23 protein-coding genes are annotated in these 17,668 nt (G+C 58.7%); 8 read left to right on the top strand and 15 right to left on the bottom strand.

What is annotated here, in order from left to right:
- Window positions 1-94: 94 nt before the first annotated feature.
- Complete coding sequence (locus J3P88_RS09495) at window positions 95-1,018, bottom strand: LysR family transcriptional regulator (RefSeq protein ID WP_434574858.1); 924 nt, start codon at window positions 1,016-1,018, stop codon at window positions 95-97.
- 125 nt (window positions 1,019-1,143) lie between these two features.
- On the opposite strand from J3P88_RS09495, the gene J3P88_RS09490 reads away from it, so the two are divergent.
- Window positions 1,144-1,890, top strand: coding sequence for a 3-oxoacyl-ACP reductase family protein (locus J3P88_RS09490; protein ID WP_434574856.1), 747 nt, complete (start codon window positions 1,144-1,146; stop codon window positions 1,888-1,890).
- A gap of 86 nt (window positions 1,891-1,976) precedes the next feature.
- On the opposite strand, the gene J3P88_RS09485 is transcribed toward J3P88_RS09490, so the two are convergent.
- The 7 genes from J3P88_RS09485 to J3P88_RS09455 form a co-directional block, all read right to left on the bottom strand.
- The gene (locus tag J3P88_RS09485) at window positions 1,977-2,672 is read right to left on the bottom strand and encodes an HAD-IA family hydrolase (RefSeq protein WP_186709688.1); all 696 of its coding nucleotides are present in this window, start codon (window positions 2,670-2,672) and stop codon (window positions 1,977-1,979) included.
- 261 nt (window positions 2,673-2,933) lie between these two features.
- Complete coding sequence (locus J3P88_RS09480; RefSeq protein WP_186709690.1) at window positions 2,934-3,317, bottom strand: hypothetical protein; 384 nt, start codon at window positions 3,315-3,317, stop codon at window positions 2,934-2,936.
- Between the two features lie 88 nt (window positions 3,318-3,405).
- On the bottom strand, window positions 3,406-3,609 hold the full coding sequence (locus J3P88_RS09475) for a hypothetical protein (RefSeq protein ID WP_434574854.1): 204 nt from the start codon (window positions 3,607-3,609) through the stop codon (window positions 3,406-3,408).
- A gap of 71 nt (window positions 3,610-3,680) precedes the next feature.
- Window positions 3,681-3,854, bottom strand: a complete 174-nt coding sequence (locus J3P88_RS09470) for a hypothetical protein (protein WP_162893857.1) — start codon at window positions 3,852-3,854, stop codon at window positions 3,681-3,683.
- Window positions 3,855-4,244: 390 nt separating this feature from the next.
- Window positions 4,245-4,655: a glycine zipper domain-containing protein gene (locus tag J3P88_RS09465; RefSeq protein WP_186709693.1), complete on the bottom strand. Its 411-nt coding sequence runs from the start codon at window positions 4,653-4,655 to the stop codon at window positions 4,245-4,247.
- A 424-nt stretch (window positions 4,656-5,079) separates the two neighbouring features.
- Entirely contained in the window at window positions 5,080-5,292 is a 213-nt protein-coding gene (locus J3P88_RS09460; protein ID WP_434574852.1) for a hypothetical protein, read from the bottom strand.
- 129 nt (window positions 5,293-5,421) lie between these two features.
- A complete protein-coding gene (locus tag J3P88_RS09455; protein ID WP_434574850.1) occupies window positions 5,422-7,611 on the bottom strand; it encodes a response regulator in 2,190 nt (729 codons plus the stop codon).
- 563 nt (window positions 7,612-8,174) lie between these two features.
- Here J3P88_RS09455 and J3P88_RS09450 point away from each other — a divergent pair.
- The 5 genes from J3P88_RS09450 to J3P88_RS09430 all read left to right on the top strand — a co-directional run bounded on the left by J3P88_RS09450 (window position 8,175) and on the right by J3P88_RS09430 (window position 11,473).
- Window positions 8,175-8,453, top strand: coding sequence for a hypothetical protein (locus tag J3P88_RS09450; protein WP_053123691.1), 279 nt, complete (start codon window positions 8,175-8,177; stop codon window positions 8,451-8,453).
- Between the two features lie 173 nt (window positions 8,454-8,626).
- The gene (locus J3P88_RS09445; protein ID WP_434574848.1) at window positions 8,627-8,914 is read left to right on the top strand and encodes a hypothetical protein; all 288 of its coding nucleotides are present in this window, start codon (window positions 8,627-8,629) and stop codon (window positions 8,912-8,914) included.
- Between the two features lie 135 nt (window positions 8,915-9,049).
- Entirely contained in the window at window positions 9,050-10,105 is a 1,056-nt protein-coding gene (locus J3P88_RS09440) for an alpha/beta hydrolase family protein (RefSeq protein ID WP_434574846.1), read from the top strand.
- 75 nt (window positions 10,106-10,180) lie between these two features.
- Complete coding sequence (locus J3P88_RS09435) at window positions 10,181-10,750, top strand: DJ-1/PfpI family protein (RefSeq protein WP_434574844.1); 570 nt, start codon at window positions 10,181-10,183, stop codon at window positions 10,748-10,750.
- Between the two features lie 36 nt (window positions 10,751-10,786).
- Window positions 10,787-11,473, top strand: coding sequence for an HD domain-containing protein (locus J3P88_RS09430; RefSeq protein WP_434574842.1), 687 nt, complete (start codon window positions 10,787-10,789; stop codon window positions 11,471-11,473).
- 144 nt (window positions 11,474-11,617) lie between these two features.
- Here J3P88_RS09430 and J3P88_RS09425 read toward each other — a convergent pair whose 3' ends face one another.
- From J3P88_RS09425 to J3P88_RS09410, 4 genes are all read right to left on the bottom strand, one after another.
- Window positions 11,618-12,055, bottom strand: coding sequence for a GNAT family N-acetyltransferase (locus J3P88_RS09425; RefSeq protein WP_434574840.1), 438 nt, complete (start codon window positions 12,053-12,055; stop codon window positions 11,618-11,620).
- Between the two features lie 122 nt (window positions 12,056-12,177).
- Window positions 12,178-12,579, bottom strand: coding sequence for a GFA family protein (locus J3P88_RS09420; RefSeq protein WP_434574839.1), 402 nt, complete (start codon window positions 12,577-12,579; stop codon window positions 12,178-12,180).
- A gap of 241 nt (window positions 12,580-12,820) precedes the next feature.
- The gene (locus tag J3P88_RS09415; RefSeq protein ID WP_434574837.1) at window positions 12,821-13,444 is read right to left on the bottom strand and encodes an SMI1/KNR4 family protein; all 624 of its coding nucleotides are present in this window, start codon (window positions 13,442-13,444) and stop codon (window positions 12,821-12,823) included.
- An 89-nt stretch (window positions 13,445-13,533) separates the two neighbouring features.
- Window positions 13,534-14,148 (bottom strand): alpha/beta fold hydrolase, encoded by a 615-nt coding sequence (locus J3P88_RS09410; protein ID WP_434574835.1) that lies wholly within the window; start codon window positions 14,146-14,148, stop codon window positions 13,534-13,536.
- Window positions 14,149-14,321: 173 nt separating this feature from the next.
- On the opposite strand from J3P88_RS09410, the gene J3P88_RS09405 reads away from it, so the two are divergent.
- Entirely contained in the window at window positions 14,322-14,777 is a 456-nt protein-coding gene (locus J3P88_RS09405) for a GNAT family N-acetyltransferase (RefSeq protein ID WP_434574833.1), read from the top strand.
- A gap of 33 nt (window positions 14,778-14,810) precedes the next feature.
- Here the strand turns inward: J3P88_RS09405 and J3P88_RS09400 are convergent, their stop codons facing one another.
- A complete protein-coding gene (locus J3P88_RS09400) occupies window positions 14,811-15,626 on the bottom strand; it encodes a suppressor of fused domain protein (RefSeq protein WP_434574831.1) in 816 nt (271 codons plus the stop codon).
- A gap of 130 nt (window positions 15,627-15,756) precedes the next feature.
- Window positions 15,757-16,245 carry a GNAT family N-acetyltransferase gene (locus tag J3P88_RS09395; RefSeq protein ID WP_434574829.1) on the bottom strand — a complete coding sequence of 163 codons (489 nt, stop codon included), beginning with the start codon at window positions 16,243-16,245 and terminating at the stop codon, window positions 15,757-15,759.
- Window positions 16,246-16,343: 98 nt separating this feature from the next.
- On the opposite strand from J3P88_RS09395, the gene J3P88_RS09390 reads away from it, so the two are divergent.
- A complete protein-coding gene (locus tag J3P88_RS09390; protein WP_434576397.1) occupies window positions 16,344-16,904 on the top strand; it encodes a nucleotidyltransferase family protein in 561 nt (186 codons plus the stop codon).
- A 302-nt stretch (window positions 16,905-17,206) separates the two neighbouring features.
- Here the strand turns inward: J3P88_RS09390 and J3P88_RS09385 are convergent, their stop codons facing one another.
- On the bottom strand, window positions 17,207-17,653 hold the full coding sequence (locus J3P88_RS09385; protein ID WP_207964854.1) for an NUDIX hydrolase: 447 nt from the start codon (window positions 17,651-17,653) through the stop codon (window positions 17,207-17,209).
- Between the last annotated feature and the right edge of the window lie 15 nt (window positions 17,654-17,668).

The raw sequence follows: 17,668 nt of genomic DNA, 5'->3' as shown, positions 1-17,668 counted from the left end.
GAAGATCTGTGTCGTACACAAATCTTTTGATCAATACAATCAAATGTGGGAGCGGGCTTGCTCGCGAAGGGCGCGACTCGGTCCGAAGCCTGGCTCAAACCGCACTAAACCGCCGCGCCAACCCCTGCTCGGCAAACTGCTCGATGATGAAATCCACGAACGCCCGGGTCTTGCCCGGCAGCAACTTGTGCTCGGCGTAGTAGATGGAGATGTTGCCGTCGTCGACGTACCAATCCGGCAATACCCGCTGCAGCGCCCCGTTTTCCAGAAAGGGAACGGCGATCGGCATGCTCACCAGACCGATGCCAAGGCCTTGGGCCGCGGCCGCGCAGTCGGCTTCCGAATCACTCATGGTCATGCGCGTCTTGAGCGTCAACGGACTATGTTCGCGGCTGCGGCTGGTCAACTGCCAGGAACGCACGCGCCCGGTTTGTGGCGAGCGAATCAGGATGCCCTGGTGCTGTGACAGATCTTCCGGCTCTTTCACCGCGGCATGGGTTTGCAGGTAGTCCGTGGAAGCCACCAGCACCCGATGGGCCACCGTCAACTTGCGCGCCACCACGCCCTGGGGCAGCTCGAAACCGCCGCCGATGGCGGCATCGAAGCCTTGGCCGATCAGGTCCACCTGGCGATTATCGAAATGCCAATCCGGGTTGATCGCTGGGTAGCGCCGCAGGAACGTCCCCAGCAATGGCACGACATACAATCGACCGAACGCCGTGCCCATGCTCACCTTCAGCGTCCCCGCCGGTTGCCCACCAGCGCTGGCCAGGTTGGCGACAGCGTTCTGGATGGTGTTGAAGCTGCTGCCGACCTCCGTCAAGAACAATTGGCCGGCTTCGGTCAGCCGCAGGCTGCGGGTGCTGCGCTGGAACAGGCGTACGCCCATTCGCGCCTCCAGCTTGGCGACGCTTTTACCCACCGCCGCCGGGGTCACGCTCAAGCGTCGCGCCGCCTCGGCAAAGCTGCCGACTTCGGCGCTGCGCACAAAGCATTCGATACTGTTGAAGGTCTCCATGGGCGCCACTCTAAACTTTTGGTTTAGACAGACTATAGCAACGACGGTCTACACAGCCCATGACCGCTTCTTGATACTCGCTCCATCACCGCGGCATCTCGCCCCGGCACACTTTGGAGAACATCATGAACAACCCAGCACTGAACGGTAAAGTCGCCTTGGTCCAAGGCGGTTCGCGCGGCATCGGCGCCGCTATCGTCAAACGCCTCGCGGCAGAAGGCGCCGCCGTGGCCTTCACCTATGTCAGCTCCGGCGCGAAATCTGAAGAACTGCAGAACAGCATCACCGCAGCGGGCGGCAAGGCCCTGGCGATCAAGGCGAACAGCGCCGATGCCGACGCCGTGCGTAACGCCGTCGCCGCCACGGTCGAGGCGTTTGGTCGGTTGGACATCCTGGTCAACAATGCGGGCGTGCTGGCCATGGGACCGCTGGAGGAATTCACACTCGAAGATTTCGACCAGACCCTGGCCATCAACGTGCGCAGCGTGTTCGTCGCCACCCAGGCGGCGGCGCGGCACATGACCGAAGGCGGTCGCGTCATCAACATCGGCAGTACCAATGCCGACCGCATGCCCTTCGCTGGCGGCGCCACGTACGCCATGAGTAAATCGGCGCTGGTCGGCCTGACCAAAGGCCTGGCCCGTGACCTCGGCCCGCGCGGCATCACCGTCAACAATGTGCAGCCCGGCCCGGTGGACACCGACATGAACCCGGCCGATAGCGACTTCGCCTCCAGCCTGATGTCGCTGATGGCCGTCGGCCGCTACGGCAACGTCGATGAAATCGCCAGTTTCGTCGCCTACCTGGCTGGGCCGGAAGCCGGTTACATCACCGGTGCCAGCCTGACCATCGACGGTGGTTTCGGCGCCTGATCCAGGCATGGAAAAACGCCGGTCATGGCTTCATCCCATGTGGCGAGGGAGCTTGCTCCCGCTGGGCCGCGCAGCGGCCCTTTTTTTCAGGCCCACTCCAACTCCGGCAAACCACAAAGGCTTGGCTGGAACATCCTCAAGGAGCGGATGATCCCGTCGGCATGGGCGTATTTTTCGTCTGCCATGGCCGAATCCGGAATGGCAATGGCGGTCATGCCGGCCGCTTTCGCGGCCGTCACGCCGAACGGGGAATCCTCGAACACCAGGCAATCGCGCGGCTCGACACCCAGGCGCCGGGCGGCGGTGAGGAAGATATCCGGTGCCGGTTTTGCCGCGCCGACTTCGGGGTCATCCGCCGTCACGATGCAATCGAACAGCGCGAACCAGTCCCGGTGCAAGGTGGTTTTCAGCTCGAACGTAGGGCTCGACGAACTGGTCCCCACCGCTATCGGAATGTTGTGGGCCTTCAGATGCCGCACCAGTTCCTCGGCGCCGGGCATGCCCAGGGCGTGAGGAAAACGCTCGCGCATCAAGGGCTCGCGGATGGCCAGGAATTCCTGGGGCGTGATCGGCAATTCCAGCGCCTGGACGACGTAATTGGCCAGGTCCACGGCCCCGCGTCCGATGATGTTCTGTTTGACGCTCCAATCGAACGTGCGCCCATAGCGCTCGGCGATGATGGAAGTCACCTCGGTGTAGATCCCCTCGGTGTCCAACAACAGCCCGTCCATGTCGAAAATCACAGCCTTGATCGGGCCAAACTCTTTCAGCGGTGCATTCATCGCATCTGATCCGTTATCAACACAACATTCCAGGGATGGCTCAGGTGCGGCCAGGGTAGCGTGTTTGCCTTAAAGGATTCAGCAGGATAACGAAGGGGGCTTGGAACCGGCAATGGGAAATCCATGGACGGGTTTTGTGGCGAGGGCGCTTGCTCCCGCTCGGTTGCGCAGCGACCGTAAGATCGTGGGGCTGCTTCGCACCCCAGCGGGAGCAAGCTCCCTCGCCACAAAAGCGGATCGGTTTGGATGACGATGCAGCGGTTATTGACCCGAGCTGCCGGAGCCGCCCGATCCCGAGCCGCTGCCGCCCGAGCTGCCACCGCTGTCGCTGGTACCGGTTCCTCCGCTGGTGCCACCGCCGGCGTCGGCGCCGCCCATCGTGCTGCCACCACTCATCGAACCGCTGCCGGTGCCGGGGCTGGTGCTGCTGCCGCTGGCATCGCCGCCATTGCCACCACCGACGGAGCCTGGGGGCAAGGCGTTACCGCTGGCACCGGACGTTGAGCCAGCCTCCATTTCCGAAGAAGGTGGCATCCCGCCCTTGTCCACGGGAGGCGTGCCGCTGGAAGATTGTGCGAAAGCGGCCAACGAACTGACCGAAAGAATCCCGGCGAGTGTCAGCGCTGTCATGTTGGACTTCATCATGGTGAGTCTCCTTTTCAAGGTACTTACCTGATGTGTGGCATGCGTGAAGGGGCGATGGTGCCACTGGATCGACGGGCGGGGCTGTCGATCAGCTCGGCTTGCCGGAGGCGTCTTCACCGGCGATGTCCGGATCATCCGGGGTCGCCTCGACATCCTCGTCGTCGCTGGGCACTTGCTCGACGCCCGCTTCGTCATCGGGCGGCAGCTGGTCGCGGCTCAGCGGGTTGGTCGGCGACGGCAGCGGGTATTCCGGGGTTTCTTCGTCGTCGCGGGCGGGCGAATGGGCAGTCATATATAACCTCCTGGCAGGTGAACGCACCTGTTCTGCAGCTTAAAGAACGCGGGCGATCCGTTTAAGGGCTTTCACTTGTAGGATTCGTCCTCAAGTTCAGCATCCTCATCGTCGAGCAAGGGCACTTGTGCGTCGTCCATCAGGGAACCGGGGTCTTCGTTGCCTGGGTCGTTGGGGCCTGGGTCATTGATGAAGGGAACGCCCGTCGGGCCTTTTTCTTCCTTGCCTTCAGTTTCCGGCGTCATGACACACCTCGCGATTGCTGATGGATGTATGAATTTGAGGCGGGGCGGCGGCAATCGTTCCCCTGTGTGGGAGCGGGCTTGCTCGCGAAGGCGGTGTCACAGTCGATGACGATGTTGGATGTGCTGGCCTCTTCGCGAGCAAGCTCGCTCCCACAGTTTTTTTGTGTCGTACGCAGATGTTACGAACACCCCAAATCCCCTGTGGGAGCGAGCCTGCTCGCGATGGCGGTGCCGCTGTTACATAGCGGCTGGCGCTGTTTGTTGCCCTTGCTTTAGGCATCAAAAGAAGCCCCAAAAAAAACGGCGCTTTTCATTTCTGAAAGAAGCGCCGTTTTTTCCAGTTGAACAGCATCACGGCATGAGGCCGGATCCATTCATCCAAGCCTCCGCTTAGCGGTGCTTTCTCTTGTGCTTGTGCTTCTTGCCACCGGAGTGACCGTCGTTGTCATTGGACAGGTTGCTGCCCAACGCGCCGCCCGCCGCGCCGCCGATGCCTGCGCCGATAGTGGAGCCGGTGGAGCCGCCCAGGCGGTTACCGACAATCGAGCCACCGGCCGAGCCCAGGCCACCGCCGATGGCGGCTTCCGTGCGGCTGCCTTTGCGCGCGCCCACGGCGCTACCGGCTGCGCCGCCGACACCGGCGCCAATCGCGGCGCCTGTGCTGCCGCCCATCTGCTGGCCGACCACGTTGCCCAACACACCGCCCAGACCACCGCCGACCGCGGCGGTACCGTCGCCGGCAGCCATCGCGCCCTGGGCAACCACTAACCCCAGTAACAAGGTGGACAAAGTCAAACGCATGATAGAAACCTCAAGAATGCCGCATCGGGGAGAAATGGCCGATGCGTGCGGGCGCGAGTTTACGCCACACAACGTCAGCCATGACGGTTGGACAACGAAACGGCGGATTATTTTATGACAGGCAAAAAAAAGCCCGCTGGGGAAACGGGCAGGTACTGCTTTCTAACGGATGAGCTCAGAGTACGTACCTGCTTGTGAAAGAAACGTGAAAGAAACCGCCGATTGAGAAAAGATGAAAAATATTTATGTAACGACCGGGATATCCTTGTAGGAGCTGCCGAAGGCTGCGATCTTTTGATCTTTCGCTTGAGACTCAATTGTCTGGGGAAAGATCGCAGCCTCGTTGCACTCGACAGCTCCTACACAGCTCCCACATAGCTCCTGCGCAGCCCCGGCGGGAACGATCTCTGGCCACGACTCGTCGTCACTTCTTGACCGGAACCCTGGGCAAAAACTTGGCCTTCTCCCCTCGCTCCACCTTAGCCACCTTCGTCCTGATGGACTTGATCGGCTCATCGCCAAAGTCTGCATGGTAGGTCGACTGGCCACACTGCAACCCTTCATTGATCGGATATGCGGCTCCGTGCTCCTCGCTGTACGGTGTTCCCATTGCCTTTCCCCTTTCATTGAGGTCCATACCGGCAACAACCGGTTGCCTGACAATATCGACCTTCACGACAGTGAGACTAGTCGGTCATCAACAGACTGTTGATTCAACAACGCCCTTCGCCGACGAATGGAACTCACTGTTTCAGAAAGGAAACACTCATTCAGCGCCCAGCATCGTCCGGTTCAAAACCCGGGAAACCTGATCGGCTGAATAGGGTTTGGACAAGAACTCGAAGCCCTCATGACCGCTGTGGGCCAACTCTTCGCTGTAACCAGAAGTCAGCACCACCGGCAGGTCCGGGCGACGCTGGCGCAGTTCTCTCGCCAGGGCAATCCCGCTGATGCCGGGCATCACCACGTCAGAAAATATCGCGTCGAATGCCATCGCATCCTGGCCGACCATCTCCAGCGCTTCTTCGGCGTTGGTCGCCCAGGCGGTTTCGTAGCCCAGGTCCTGGAGGATCTGGTTGGCAAAACGCCCCACCTCCAAATTGTCTTCCACGACCAAGACCCGACGCTTGCCCTTTTCCAGCACCAGGGGCGTGTGTTCTTCCTTGACCGGCTCGTGGTTTTTCTCGGGCTCCACTTCCGGAAGGTACAAGGTAAACACCGTCCCTTCGCCCACCACGGTGGAAACATCGACGTTTCCACCGGACTGCTTGGCAAAGCCAAACACCTGGGACAAGCCCAACCCCGTGCCCTTGCCCACTTCCTTGGTGGTGAAGAAGGGTTCGAAGATGTGCTCGAGCACTTGCGCGTCGATACCCGTACCCGTATCGGCCAAGGCGATGGCGGCAAAGGATTGCCCGGCCCCGGCATGACCACGGATCGGCGGCATGCCACCGCCACAGCTGAGCCGCAGCCACAGCGTGCCCTGGCCATTCATGGCATCCCGGGCGTTGAGGGCCATGTTGATCAGCGCCGTTTCGAACTGGCTCAAATCCGCACGGATGTAACAGGGCCGATCACACAACTCGACGTTGACCTGGATCCGCGCCCCGGTGACGGTTTGCAGCATGTCCCCCAGGCTCTGCACTAGCTTGCCCACGTCGATGACTTGCGGCTTCAAGGGCTGGCGCCGGGCAAACGCGAGCAACTGGCTGGTCAACTTGGAGGCGCGCTCCACCGTTTCGGACACCGCCGTCATGTAGCGTTGCCGGCGATCATCGGACAGGTTGGGCATTCGCAAAAAGTCGACAGAAGAACGGATGATGGTCAGCAGATTGTTGAAGTCATGGGCCACGCCGCCGGTGAGCTGGCCGATGGCTTCGAGCTTTTGCGACTGGCGCAGCGCCGCTTCGGTCTGTTTCAACCGCGTGGTGCGTTCCTCGACCCGTTCCTCCAACGTCGCGTTCAACTCGGCCAGGGCCGCCAGGCCTTCGCGCACAGCGGCGTCGGCACGGGCGCGCTCAATGTGGGCCCAGGAGCGCTCGGTGACTTCCATCAGCAGCGCCAGATCGTTGGACGACCAGATCCGCGGCGTTTTGTCGTGAATAGCCATCAGCGCGGTCAATCGCCCACCCTTGATCAACGGCACGCAAATGGTCGCCGCGATGCCAAGGGCCTGGAACGCCGCCGCTTCCTCCGGCGGCAGCTCCTTGAGATTATCGTTGAGCACCAGCGGCTTGCCGGCCCGCAGATTCGTGACTGCCAGTCGGCCAAAATCAGCCAGCCGATAGTGCCCAAGAATATGCGGCGAGCCCACCCGGGCCCAATCGCCGCGAATGGTGAAACCGTCCTCGTCCTCATCCATGTCGGCGTAGGCACAATTGGACAGGTTCAAGTGCGCCGCCAGGATCCGCGTGGTGGTCGCCATGATGGCCTGCGGGTCGGTGGCGTTCGCCACGGCGGTGCCGATGGCGTCCAGCACCGCCAGCCGCTGGGTCATGAACACCGTGGAAGTGGTCTCGGTGACCGTATCCAGCATGCCCACCACCTTGCCGAACTGGTCACGGATGGGGCTGTAGCAGAACGTGAAATAGGCCTGTTCAGGACCGCCGCCGCGCTCGATGATCAGGGGGAAGTTCTCTATATAAGTGGCTTGCCCCTCGAAGGCGGCCTGCACGATCGGCCCGATATCGCGCCAGACCTCCTGCCACACCTCATCGAACCCTCGCCCCAGCGCCTCGGGCTTGCTGCCAAGGATCGGCAGGAACGCATCGTTGTACAGCGTGATCAGGTCCGGGCCCCAGACGATGGCCTGGGGAAAATGCGAGGCCAGGCTCAGCGCCACGGTGGTTTTCAACACATCGGGCCACTGCCCCGGCGGCCCAAGCGACGTGCCCTCCCAAGGATGGCGGCGGACCCGTTCAGCCATTTCTCCGTAGCTCTGGAGCCAATCTGTCATGCGTTCGATCCTTCTGAGACGCCAATACCAACGAGGGGAAAGCTTGTGACCCCAGGCAGGGCCGTATTATCCCGCGCGGGGTGGGAATGCGCGATTGGAATGTGGGATGCGTCGGGGGGTAAATGGGGGGTAACGGGCAGATATGGGCGATAAGGCTACAGAAATATCCTACAAATCGTTGTGTTTTGGCCGGATGTACGTGAGGGGCTTGCCTGGTTGTAAGACATACAGCTCGGATAGTCAGGGCTATGGCGACGTCCTACATATGATTGGGAATCCCCTTCCCTATCAATCCCTTGCGTATTTTTTGCGGTGGCGACTATAGTCTTGGCGTCGCCCAAATGGTGGCCGGGTTTGGCGACTCGATTGACACAAGTGCAACGGTGCTTTCTGCTGTGGCAGAAGCACACTCGTGCTCACAGAAACTGCTTTATGGCAGCTGTGCGCGGGAGACCTTCGGGTCTGCCGGCTCCTTGTGTCACCGGTTCGCCAACCTGCGTACAGCTGTCACCCTTTGTTTGGCGACAAAGTGTGGCAGTTCATTCATGACACAAGGAATTGATATGAACCGATATATGGGCCTCACCAGCAACGCCGACGACCAACCCCTCTACGTCGATACCACCGCCCCACTACACATCCTGCTCGACTCAGCCGCCTACCGAATCCGTGCCGCCACCCAGTTCCTGGAGAACTTGGCGATGCGTGATGAACTGACCATCGATCCCGCGACCTTGCAAGATTTGGCACAGCTTTGCTGCATCCCACTGCGTGATGGGTGCGACGTGATCGATGTGATTGCCCGAAGATTGGATGCGGCACCGGCCGGTTCCACTCTATAAGCCTGCCAGCCGAATAAGCCAGCCAGCCGACAACCTGTGGCGAGGGAGCTTGCTCCCGCTGGGCTGCGCAGCGGCCCCTTTTGTGAGCGCTTCGCACTCAAGCGGGAGCAAGCTCCCTCGCCACAAAAGAAACAGCTCCATGTCATGGTTTGGCTGTAGTGGAGGACTCCCCAATGACGCCAACCGCTACCGACAGTGTCGCAACTCAGGTCCGCAGGCTTGCTGAAACCCACAATATCACTGCTGAGCTAGACGCCATAAGTCGTATGGCCGTGACCATCACCCGTCTGACCGGCGACGTCGTCGAACTGGATAACGTCGAACAGTTGCTCGTCAATCTCAAGAGGAAGGGCATTCTGAGCAAGTCTGAGATCCTGACGCTCCAAGGTGAGTACCTTCAAGAAAAAAGACGCGCCAAGAAACGTAGTGGCGTTGCGCAATATTCGTATGGACACCGGTGATAAATTCTCCCTCTCGAAGTTTGCCTTCGAGCTAGTTTCTCGGGTCGATAAAAGTTATGCACTGCGGTTCGAATCTGAGCTTTAATGCCGGGGCCTATCGACAGCTCCATTCGTCTAATCAAGGAAGAAACGACATTGAAAACAGCTCTCGGCGCTCTGCTGTTGGCCTGCCTGACAACTACCGCATTCGCTAACGAACACCCCATCGGTTTCCAGTCCTCCACCCTGCCGGATCCAAACAATGACCGCGCCCTGGAGATGGTCGTTTGGTACCCCAGCGCAACCACCGCAACCGCGCAACTGATCGCCGATAACGCGGTATTTGTCGGCGCCTCCGCCGTGCGTAACGCGCAGCCAACGGACGGCGAACATCCACTGGTGGTGCTCTCCCACGGCTACAGGGGCAACTGGAGCAACCAGATCTGGCTGGCCAGCGCCTTGGCCCAAAAGGGTTACATCGTCGCCGCCCTCAATCACCCCGGCAGCACCACCCATGACCGCAGCCCCCAAGCAGCGGCGCAGCTATGGCAGCGACCCGTTGACCTGCGTCGGGCCATCGATGCGGTCACGGCTCAACCGGAAAAATTTGGCCGTGTCGCCAATGGCCGAATTGCAGCCGTGGGCCATTCACTCGGCGGCTGGACCGCCCTGGAAATCGCCGGCGCGCGCTTCGACCCTGTGCGCTTCGCCCAAGACTGTAAGGCTCATTCGCAGCTAGCCAGTTGCACCGTTTACCAACAGATGAACCCCGCCAGTACCTCGGAAGCAAAGACCGAACTGGCCGCTGATTGGCGCGATAAACGCGTCACTGCCGTGGTGACGTTGGACTTGGGCCTGTCACGGGGCCTGACCGATGAGAGCTTGGCCGCGTTACCTGTCCCCGCCCTGGTGATCGCTGCCGGTGTACCGTCGCAAGAGCTTCCCGCTGAGTTGGAGTCTGCCAACCTGGCCAAGCGACTTTCATCGGCGACAAGCCGTTACGTCGAGATCAAAGACGCGAGCCATTTCAGCTTCATGTCGATGTGCAAACCTGGCGCGGAAGAAATGCTTGAAGAGGAAGTGCCAGGGGATGGGATCATTTGTCGGGATGGTGATGGCGGTCGTGCTCGGGGGGTGATTCAGCAGCAGGTTGTGTCGCTGATCGCGGAGTTTCTGGCGCAATCCCCAGCAGACAAAAAAGCCAGTTTGTAACCGGTGGTACTGACTTGCAGCGGCTTAACGAAAATGCCGTGGTAAACATTTGGCATTCATGGAGGATTCTGACTGATGGCACGCATGGGTTTGATACTGACACCCGGTTTTGCGGACTGGGAATATGCTTTCATCGCTGGAACTGCGTCCCCTTTTTACGGGATCGACCTCAGGTTTTTCGCTCCCGCTGCGGGGCAGTTCCGTTCCCAGGGTGGATTGGCCGTAACGGTTGATAGCAGTTTGCAAGAATGCCTGGATTGGAAACCGGACGTTGTCGTCGTCATTGGAGGAATGGTCTGGGAACGTGCCGAAGCACCCGACATTCGCGATTTTCTTCAAGCGAGTCGATCAAGTGGCGCGACAATTGCCGGTATCTGCGGAGGAACGCTAGCCCTTGCCAGGGCCGGGCTTCTCGACACGGTTCCTCATACCTCGAACAGCGCCGACTTCTTGCAAAAGAATGCCGTGGGTTATGAAGGAAATGAGTTTTATCGAAGCAGCCCAGTCGCTGTGGTTGCGGACCGCATCATCACTGCTCCAGGCCCTGCCCCCGTGAGCTTCACCTGCGCAGTGTTCGAAGGTGCCGGGTTATCTTCAGAGATCATTTCTGAGTTCAGGTCGATGTTGGCAGCAGAACATGGGTAATTGCCCTTTTTCCATTTTTGAAGCGCAGGAGAAACGATGACGGGTTCGCCAGAAAGGAACGGTCTATTCCCGGCCAGCACACACGATGACCTCGACGTGGCCGATGGCACAGTTTTCGCCCCCTGGGTTCGCGTCTGGGCAGAGCTTGGCGTCAGAGACGCGTCACGAGAAACGTACGAAGAACTCCTTCGACACTACGGCGAGCCGCACCGCGCCTATCACAATCTCCAGCATCTGAAGGAATGCCTTCAGGTGCGCCGATACATCAACGCGGCCTGCCAGGCTCCCGCAGAAGTCGACCTCGCGCTGTGGTTCCATGACGCGATCTATGATCCCCTTCGCAGCGACAACGAGTTGCGCAGTGCGCAATGGTTGGACGACGTGGCACGCGATAGCGGCCTGGACGATGAAACGCGACGCAGGCTTTACGACCTGGTGATGGTGACGCGACACGACGGCGCCCCGGCAACGGCAGACGAAGCGGTCTTGGTGGACACGGATCTGGCGATCCTTGGAGCATCGTTCGAGCGGTTCGAGGAATACGACCAACAAATTCGCCGCGAGTACTCGTTTGTGCCTCTGCCTGTGTACCGCCAGAAACGGCGCCAGGTCCTTGAAGGCTTCCTGGCGCGTGGACGGATCTATACGAACGCAGCGTACTTCGATGCATTTGAGCAGCAGGCGCGCGCCAATCTTGCACGCGCCATCGAACGTCTCGACTGAAGGCTGGATTCAAGCCGCGAAGGGATATTCAGATCCGCCGGCGCTCAACCATGGTGACCGCCGTCATTCGAAAAATCGGGACTCAGCCATCTAATCAAGCTGCAAATCTTGATCAAGGTGACGTGCTCGTCGAATTTAAACTTACTATGCCCCGGAAGAATCATACCGTTTGACAAACCGACGCTCGTCGACCGCGTAACCTTGCTGCTGATAAAAAATGTGAGCCTGCATTCGGTGGTCGCTGCTAGTCACCTCAGACCGGACGCAAAGTTGTTCTATAAAAAATGCATCAGCAGCGAAAACTAGCATTGCCCCTACTCCTTGTCCTCGGGAGTCTTCATCGATGACAAGCGAGGTAATGCGTCCGAGCCTACCCGACTGATGAAACAGCTCAAGTACATGTAAGCTTATGACACCGATAATATTTTTACCGTCTTGTGCCAGCAGCACGGTATCGCGAGCGCTAAGTTCTAATGCTTCAAGCTTATCTCGGATCAGCTTCGGCGAGGCTTGGTAGCCTAACTGGCCCAGGAGCCTGGACACAGATTCTGCATCGGTTAGTAAGGCTTTTCGAACTTTCATGTTGTTCTCAACTGGGTATTGCACAGGCTTGTCCACTCTTTGAATTCGACTTGACCTATCGTTTGCATCGGACTTAACCGACACGCTGGGTAACTGAGACCGGCAGAAAGCGATCAGAGCCGTCAGTCGACCTGAGAACACAGGTTAGATGACTTGAACCAGAGGACTGCGGAGTCGACATGAACATGCTTCTGCTTTTGAGGCAGGAAGGGTGTATCAAGCGTGCCCAACGCTATCGAGACCCAGTCGGAGAATTTACCTTCAGATCGGGACCAAAACAGAGTCGAACCGCAATCAATGCAGAACTCACGTAATACGGCCTCTGACGAAGCATAGCTTTTGATGTTGGTGGAACCGCGAAGTACTCGAAGCGCGCTACGGGGAATGCTGCCGTACGATGCAAATGCTGCCCCGTGCCCCTTGCGACACTGGCTACAATGACAATGACTCACTGCTTTTGGTGAGACGAGTAGCTCGTAACTGACGGCAGCGCATAAGCAGCTTCCTCGGTATAGCTGTGTCATAGGCCGTTCCGTGCAGATGAGAAACCCCAGCGTAACTGTCCCAGTCCAATCAGTCGACCGACCGTTACTTGCCGTCTGCTGCCTGCTACGACGCAGCTATCGAGCCAAGACCCCGAAGCATCGGGGACAGACCGATATGGATAACGCTGAGAGTCCATAAAGAGTCGGCTGCAGCCCCTTCAGGCATAGTCGACCCAAAGGAGCCTGTATACATCCAAGGATGTCACTCACCGGCAAGTCATCAAATCAACCAATCCAAAACCCGCGCATTCCACAAATCCCGATACCGCTCCCGCCACCCCGGGCTCCCCTTATCCAACCACTCCAACGTCGCTTCAACACTCTCAGGGCTGATCATGAAGTGATTGATATGCTCCTCGACCCGCTCTTCAGATAGATGCAGCAAGTCCAGATAGCCATTGAAAGAATCCGCCAACTCCACGTACTCATCGCCCTGCTGACGGCGCCCGGTCCAGGCCGGTAAACCCGCCACCATCGCCGCCACGTCCTGGCGCCCTTCCCGCACATCAAGCAGCAAGATACTCGCGCCGCCGTCGCGACCGATCGGCAGCAATCCCGTTGCGGGGAAGCCGGGCTGCGCCCGCAGTTGCTCCAGTTCAAAGGGGTTTGATTCATACTCTTTGTCCGGGTCCAACCCGTACAGTGAAAAACTAAGTAGCTCCTCGTCGCCATTGGCCAGGGTCGCCAGCACATCGTATTCCACGTAGGCACCGTTGCAGGCCTTGAGGAAATGGCGATAGTCGTCCGGCAAGCGAGCCCCCAGGCTGCTTTCCAGTTGCGCGATGGCACGCTCGGTGGCGCCTTCACGGGTGTCTTCGAGGATGAGTCCGCGGTAGTTAGCCATTGTTATCTCGAAAAGGTATTGAGTCCTGGAGGTCTTGAAACACACCGCGCCGCACAATCAGTCCGACACGTCGATAACGAGTGCTCCGCTCACTCGCTGGCCAGATGTCTCTCGATCAGCCTCGCCGCCTCATCTGCGTGAGTAAAGCCCAGGCTGTGATCGGCGCCAGGGAAAACGTGCAGTTCAGCGCGAGGCAACAGTTGGGCAAGGTGCTGGCCGACGCGAACGGGGCTGATCGGATCGGCGTCGCCCCAGAGCAGCAGGACCGGCATGCGCAACTCGACCAAGCGGTGTGTGAGGTCGGTGCAGTCGTCGAGGAACCAACTCGGCAGTGTCGGGTTGGCGGCGGCAAAATCCAGACGCCAGTCGTGCGCGCCCAGCGCCGACATGTCCACACCGCCCGAGGTGACGGTCAGCACCAGGTGGGTGATCAGCTCAGGGCGTTCAAGTGCTGCGAGCACAGCGACGATACCGCCCATGGATTGCGCCACCAGCGCTGTGGGTCGGTCGATCTCGGTCAGCACTCGCGCCACTAGGTCATTCATGCCGGTCACGCCGGGCACGGGCGGCGTGTCTCCGAAGCCGGGCCAGCCGATGTGTTCTTGCTGCGCCGGGTGGGCCAAGCGTTCAGCGACCGGATGCCAGAATTGGGTGTTGCCTGAGGCGCCGGGCAAGAAGATCAGTTTGGCGGGGGATGCGGTCACGGGTTCGTCCTTGAGCGTGGAATTGAAAGGGTCAGCAAGAAGGCAGAGCTATCATCCATAGCGGCCCTTTATGAAAGAGAGATTGTGGACGACAGCAGCCATTGCGCCGTCCGTTTTGGTCAGTGAAGCCGAATCCTTCTATGCTCAAGCGACTATGCGCAAGGAGCCACCTAATGGATTACCTGATTCGAAACGCTATGGATACCGATGCCCCGGCCATCAGTCAAACGATCATCAATGCCTTGCGCCAGTCCAATGCCCAAGACTACTCACCCGAAATTATCGATCAAGTGGCGCAAAATTTTTCCCCGCCGGCAATTCTTCAATTATTGGCTCAACGCCAGATACTCGTAGCAACAGTCGACAATCATATCGTTGCAACGGCGAGTCTCGATCAGGACGTGGTCCGAAGCGTGTTTGTCGACCCGAGCTATCAAGGGAAGGGTCTCGGGAGACACCTGATGGCGAGGATTCAATCGATCGCCATCAACGCAGGCCTGAAGCTGCTGCGGGTCCCCTCTTCAATCACCGCAGAAGGCTTTTATGCTTCGCTTGGGTTTAAAAAAGCCCGGGATGAGTTCCACAAATCAGAGCGCACGATCATCATGACGAAAGCCTTGGACCTGTAGCACTGCAGCGTCCAAGAAGGTATCCCTGCGCCATCACACCACGCTTGCCCGATGCAGACTGCTCAAATGCCCAACCCCCGCCGCCTGCAAACGACTCACCAGATCCTCCCGCGCCGCTCGCCCACCCGAACGCACGTACTCCAGCTCCGCCGCGGTGATCAATACCACCGGCACCAATCTGACCGGCGACAACGGCATGTCATCCAGTTGGGTCGGGAAATCCGGCGCCGGGGCACCGAGCAGAACGCCGGTGGAATCGTCATCGGTCACGAAGTGTTTGGGCAATTGGTCGCTCATGTGGTGCGATTGGCTGAGCCCGGGAAGTTCAAGGGACAGCGCCCCATACTGGTCAAGTTGGTGGGTGATGCCGCCAGCGTCGGCCACCGTCTTGGCGACGTGTTCCACCAATTCGAATGCCCAACTGCCCTTGAAAGGATCGACCTCGCCCACGGGGCCATGGGCGTGTTCGGGGATGTCCGCGGTTTCGACGAACAACTCCATTTCGAAACCGTTGCCCATGCCTTCCGTATCATCGAATGGATCGGACAGGCCTTCGGTGGCGAGGATGATCGTGTCGCCACGGCGAACCACGCGATAGGCCTGGCGAGTCGAAGGCCAGTACGGGCCGCCGGAAAAGGTCGGGCTGATCAAGTAGGCAAGGACATCCCGCTCGACCGTGCCGACAGCACTCCAATGACGATCCAGGCACGCTGCGCCGGCTTCCCGGACGGCCAGACTGGCGGCTTCAGCCTCAGTCAGGTCGACAAGCTCAGGGGATTGCGGCGCGGGCTGGTCGTGTTGGGTTTCAGGGGCTTTTGATGAACCGAAGAGCTTCTTGAAGAAATTCATGGGCGTTCCTTGCTGGGTTTTCGCTCGGCGTCATCCGCGTCAGCATTCGCTGATCCGATGGCAGGCGTCGATTGCATTGTGGCGTGTTGGAGTAGATATGAAAACGTGGTCAGGATGATGAGGCGCAGGCCTATGCCCCGCCCGTTCTACCGCGACGCATATGGATAAGTGCGGTTCTACGATGATCTGGAGAAACTCGCTCTTCGACAGCGAAGGGCAAAAAGCCCAGCTTTGGATAAAGCAGCAAGCCAGCCGTGTTTTCATTGAAACACGATATCTGCACCTCAGACGCGTCATAGCGGTCGAACGCCAGGGCCGTCATCGTTTCCACCAGAAAGGTTGCGACTCCTTTACCTCGCGCTTCTTGGGCGACGATGAGATTACCGATACAGCAAACTCCACCTTTTTCAGCCCGATAGAAATTAGCAAAACCAACGACACGCTTCCCTGCCTCCACGACCGTCGAATCGAATCGTTGAGCGATAGCGCCAGCCAACTGAGCACTGGTCAAAGGGTATTGGGCTTTCGGGAACATATAAAACAGTTCCCGAGCGTCCAGCACAAAGCTGCAGATGGTCTTGATGTCATCGGCCGTCACTGGCCTGCTTTGCAATGTCATTGGGCGTCCTTGAGATTGATGCGTTTGGTATCTTAGCTCAGCTGATTTTGCTCAGGCATCTGTCGGGCGGCAGGACTGGATAGATTTCAAAGATGAACATGACATTGACGGTTGAACGTTTGGTCGAAATAGCAATGACTAATCCAATCAACGCACAAATCACTTCGCGCTTGCCTGCACTCGGTTTAAATCAATGCATGCTCACGGCTGGCTGCCTGTTCCAAGCCGTCTGGAATCAACAATCACAGCAACCGCCTTCTTGGGGCGTTAAGGATTACGATGTTTTTTACTTTGACCCGGACCTGTCTTGGGAAGCCGAGAACGAAGTGCTCAACGCCGCCCAGCGACTCTTCCAGGACCTCGACGTCAACATTGAGGTCAAGAATCAGGCTCGCGTCCACCTTTGGTACGGTCAGCGGTTTGGCAAGCCTTATCCTCAGCTTCAGTCGGCCAAGGATGGCATTGATCGTTACTTGATTGGGGGCACGTGTGTTGGGCTGGATGTTGAAACCGGTGAGGTCTATGCGCCCTTTGGCCTAGAGGATATCGAGCAAGGCTTTCTGCGTATCAATCCAAATAATCCGCAGCCGGATTTGTTCGATGAGAAGGCGAAGAGTTATCAGGCTCGCTGGCCGTGGCTCAGGATTGTGGAGAAATGATGCCAATCTCGATAATCCCGTGGCGAGGGAGCTTGCTCCCGCTGGGTGGCGAAGCCGCCCCAAAGTACTTTTTTCAGAAAAAACGGGGACAATGGTCTACGACGGCTACGCCGCCGAGCGGGAGCAAGCTCCCTCGCCACGGAGTGTGTATCTATTAAGATTATGTGTGTACTTGCTGCCGGCTTCGCGGATCATGTGTAAAAAAACACAGGACTATCAGTTGAGAGCTGCCTTTGCGGCACGATCCGGTCCAGGCATCTTAGCCGTAGCTCCGGATTATGGATGACCTTCACTGATCCGACTTATTCCAGGAGCGAAGCCGACTTGAGCAAATCGTAAAGTCCTTCAGGCACCAGCGGTGACAGAGCCGTGAAGCTGTCACTGGAGCACCACGTGGCCTTGAACGATGCACCGTCGCTTTCAAAGCCTTCCAGCCAGGGTTGTTTGTAGAGATCGGCGTCGTCAAACCTTGCATCGTAGACTTGGACGATCTCGTGCCCAGGCTTGCCGGCGTAGGTGAAAATGCTTTCCAAGGTGCCAATCAGTCGAAGGTCGCTGATCGAGGCACCCAGCTCCTCTTGCACTTCTCGGACGATGGCCTCATGGCTTCTTTCGCCGAACTCAATACCACCGCCAACGGGACGAAAAAACATCTGTTTTTTATTGGCATCGTAAAACTGGTTGACCAGTATTTTTCCGTGATGATGAAAGATACAAAGAGCGAGGGGCCGAATGCGTTGCTCCGACATGAGTAAAACTTCCTT

Origin of the sequence: Pseudomonas sp. Z3-6, assembly GCF_051131985.1 — a bacterium.
Lineage (GTDB): Bacteria > Pseudomonadota > Gammaproteobacteria > Pseudomonadales > Pseudomonadaceae > Aquipseudomonas > Aquipseudomonas zanjanensis.
This window is presented reverse-complemented; position numbering and strand designations above follow the sequence as displayed.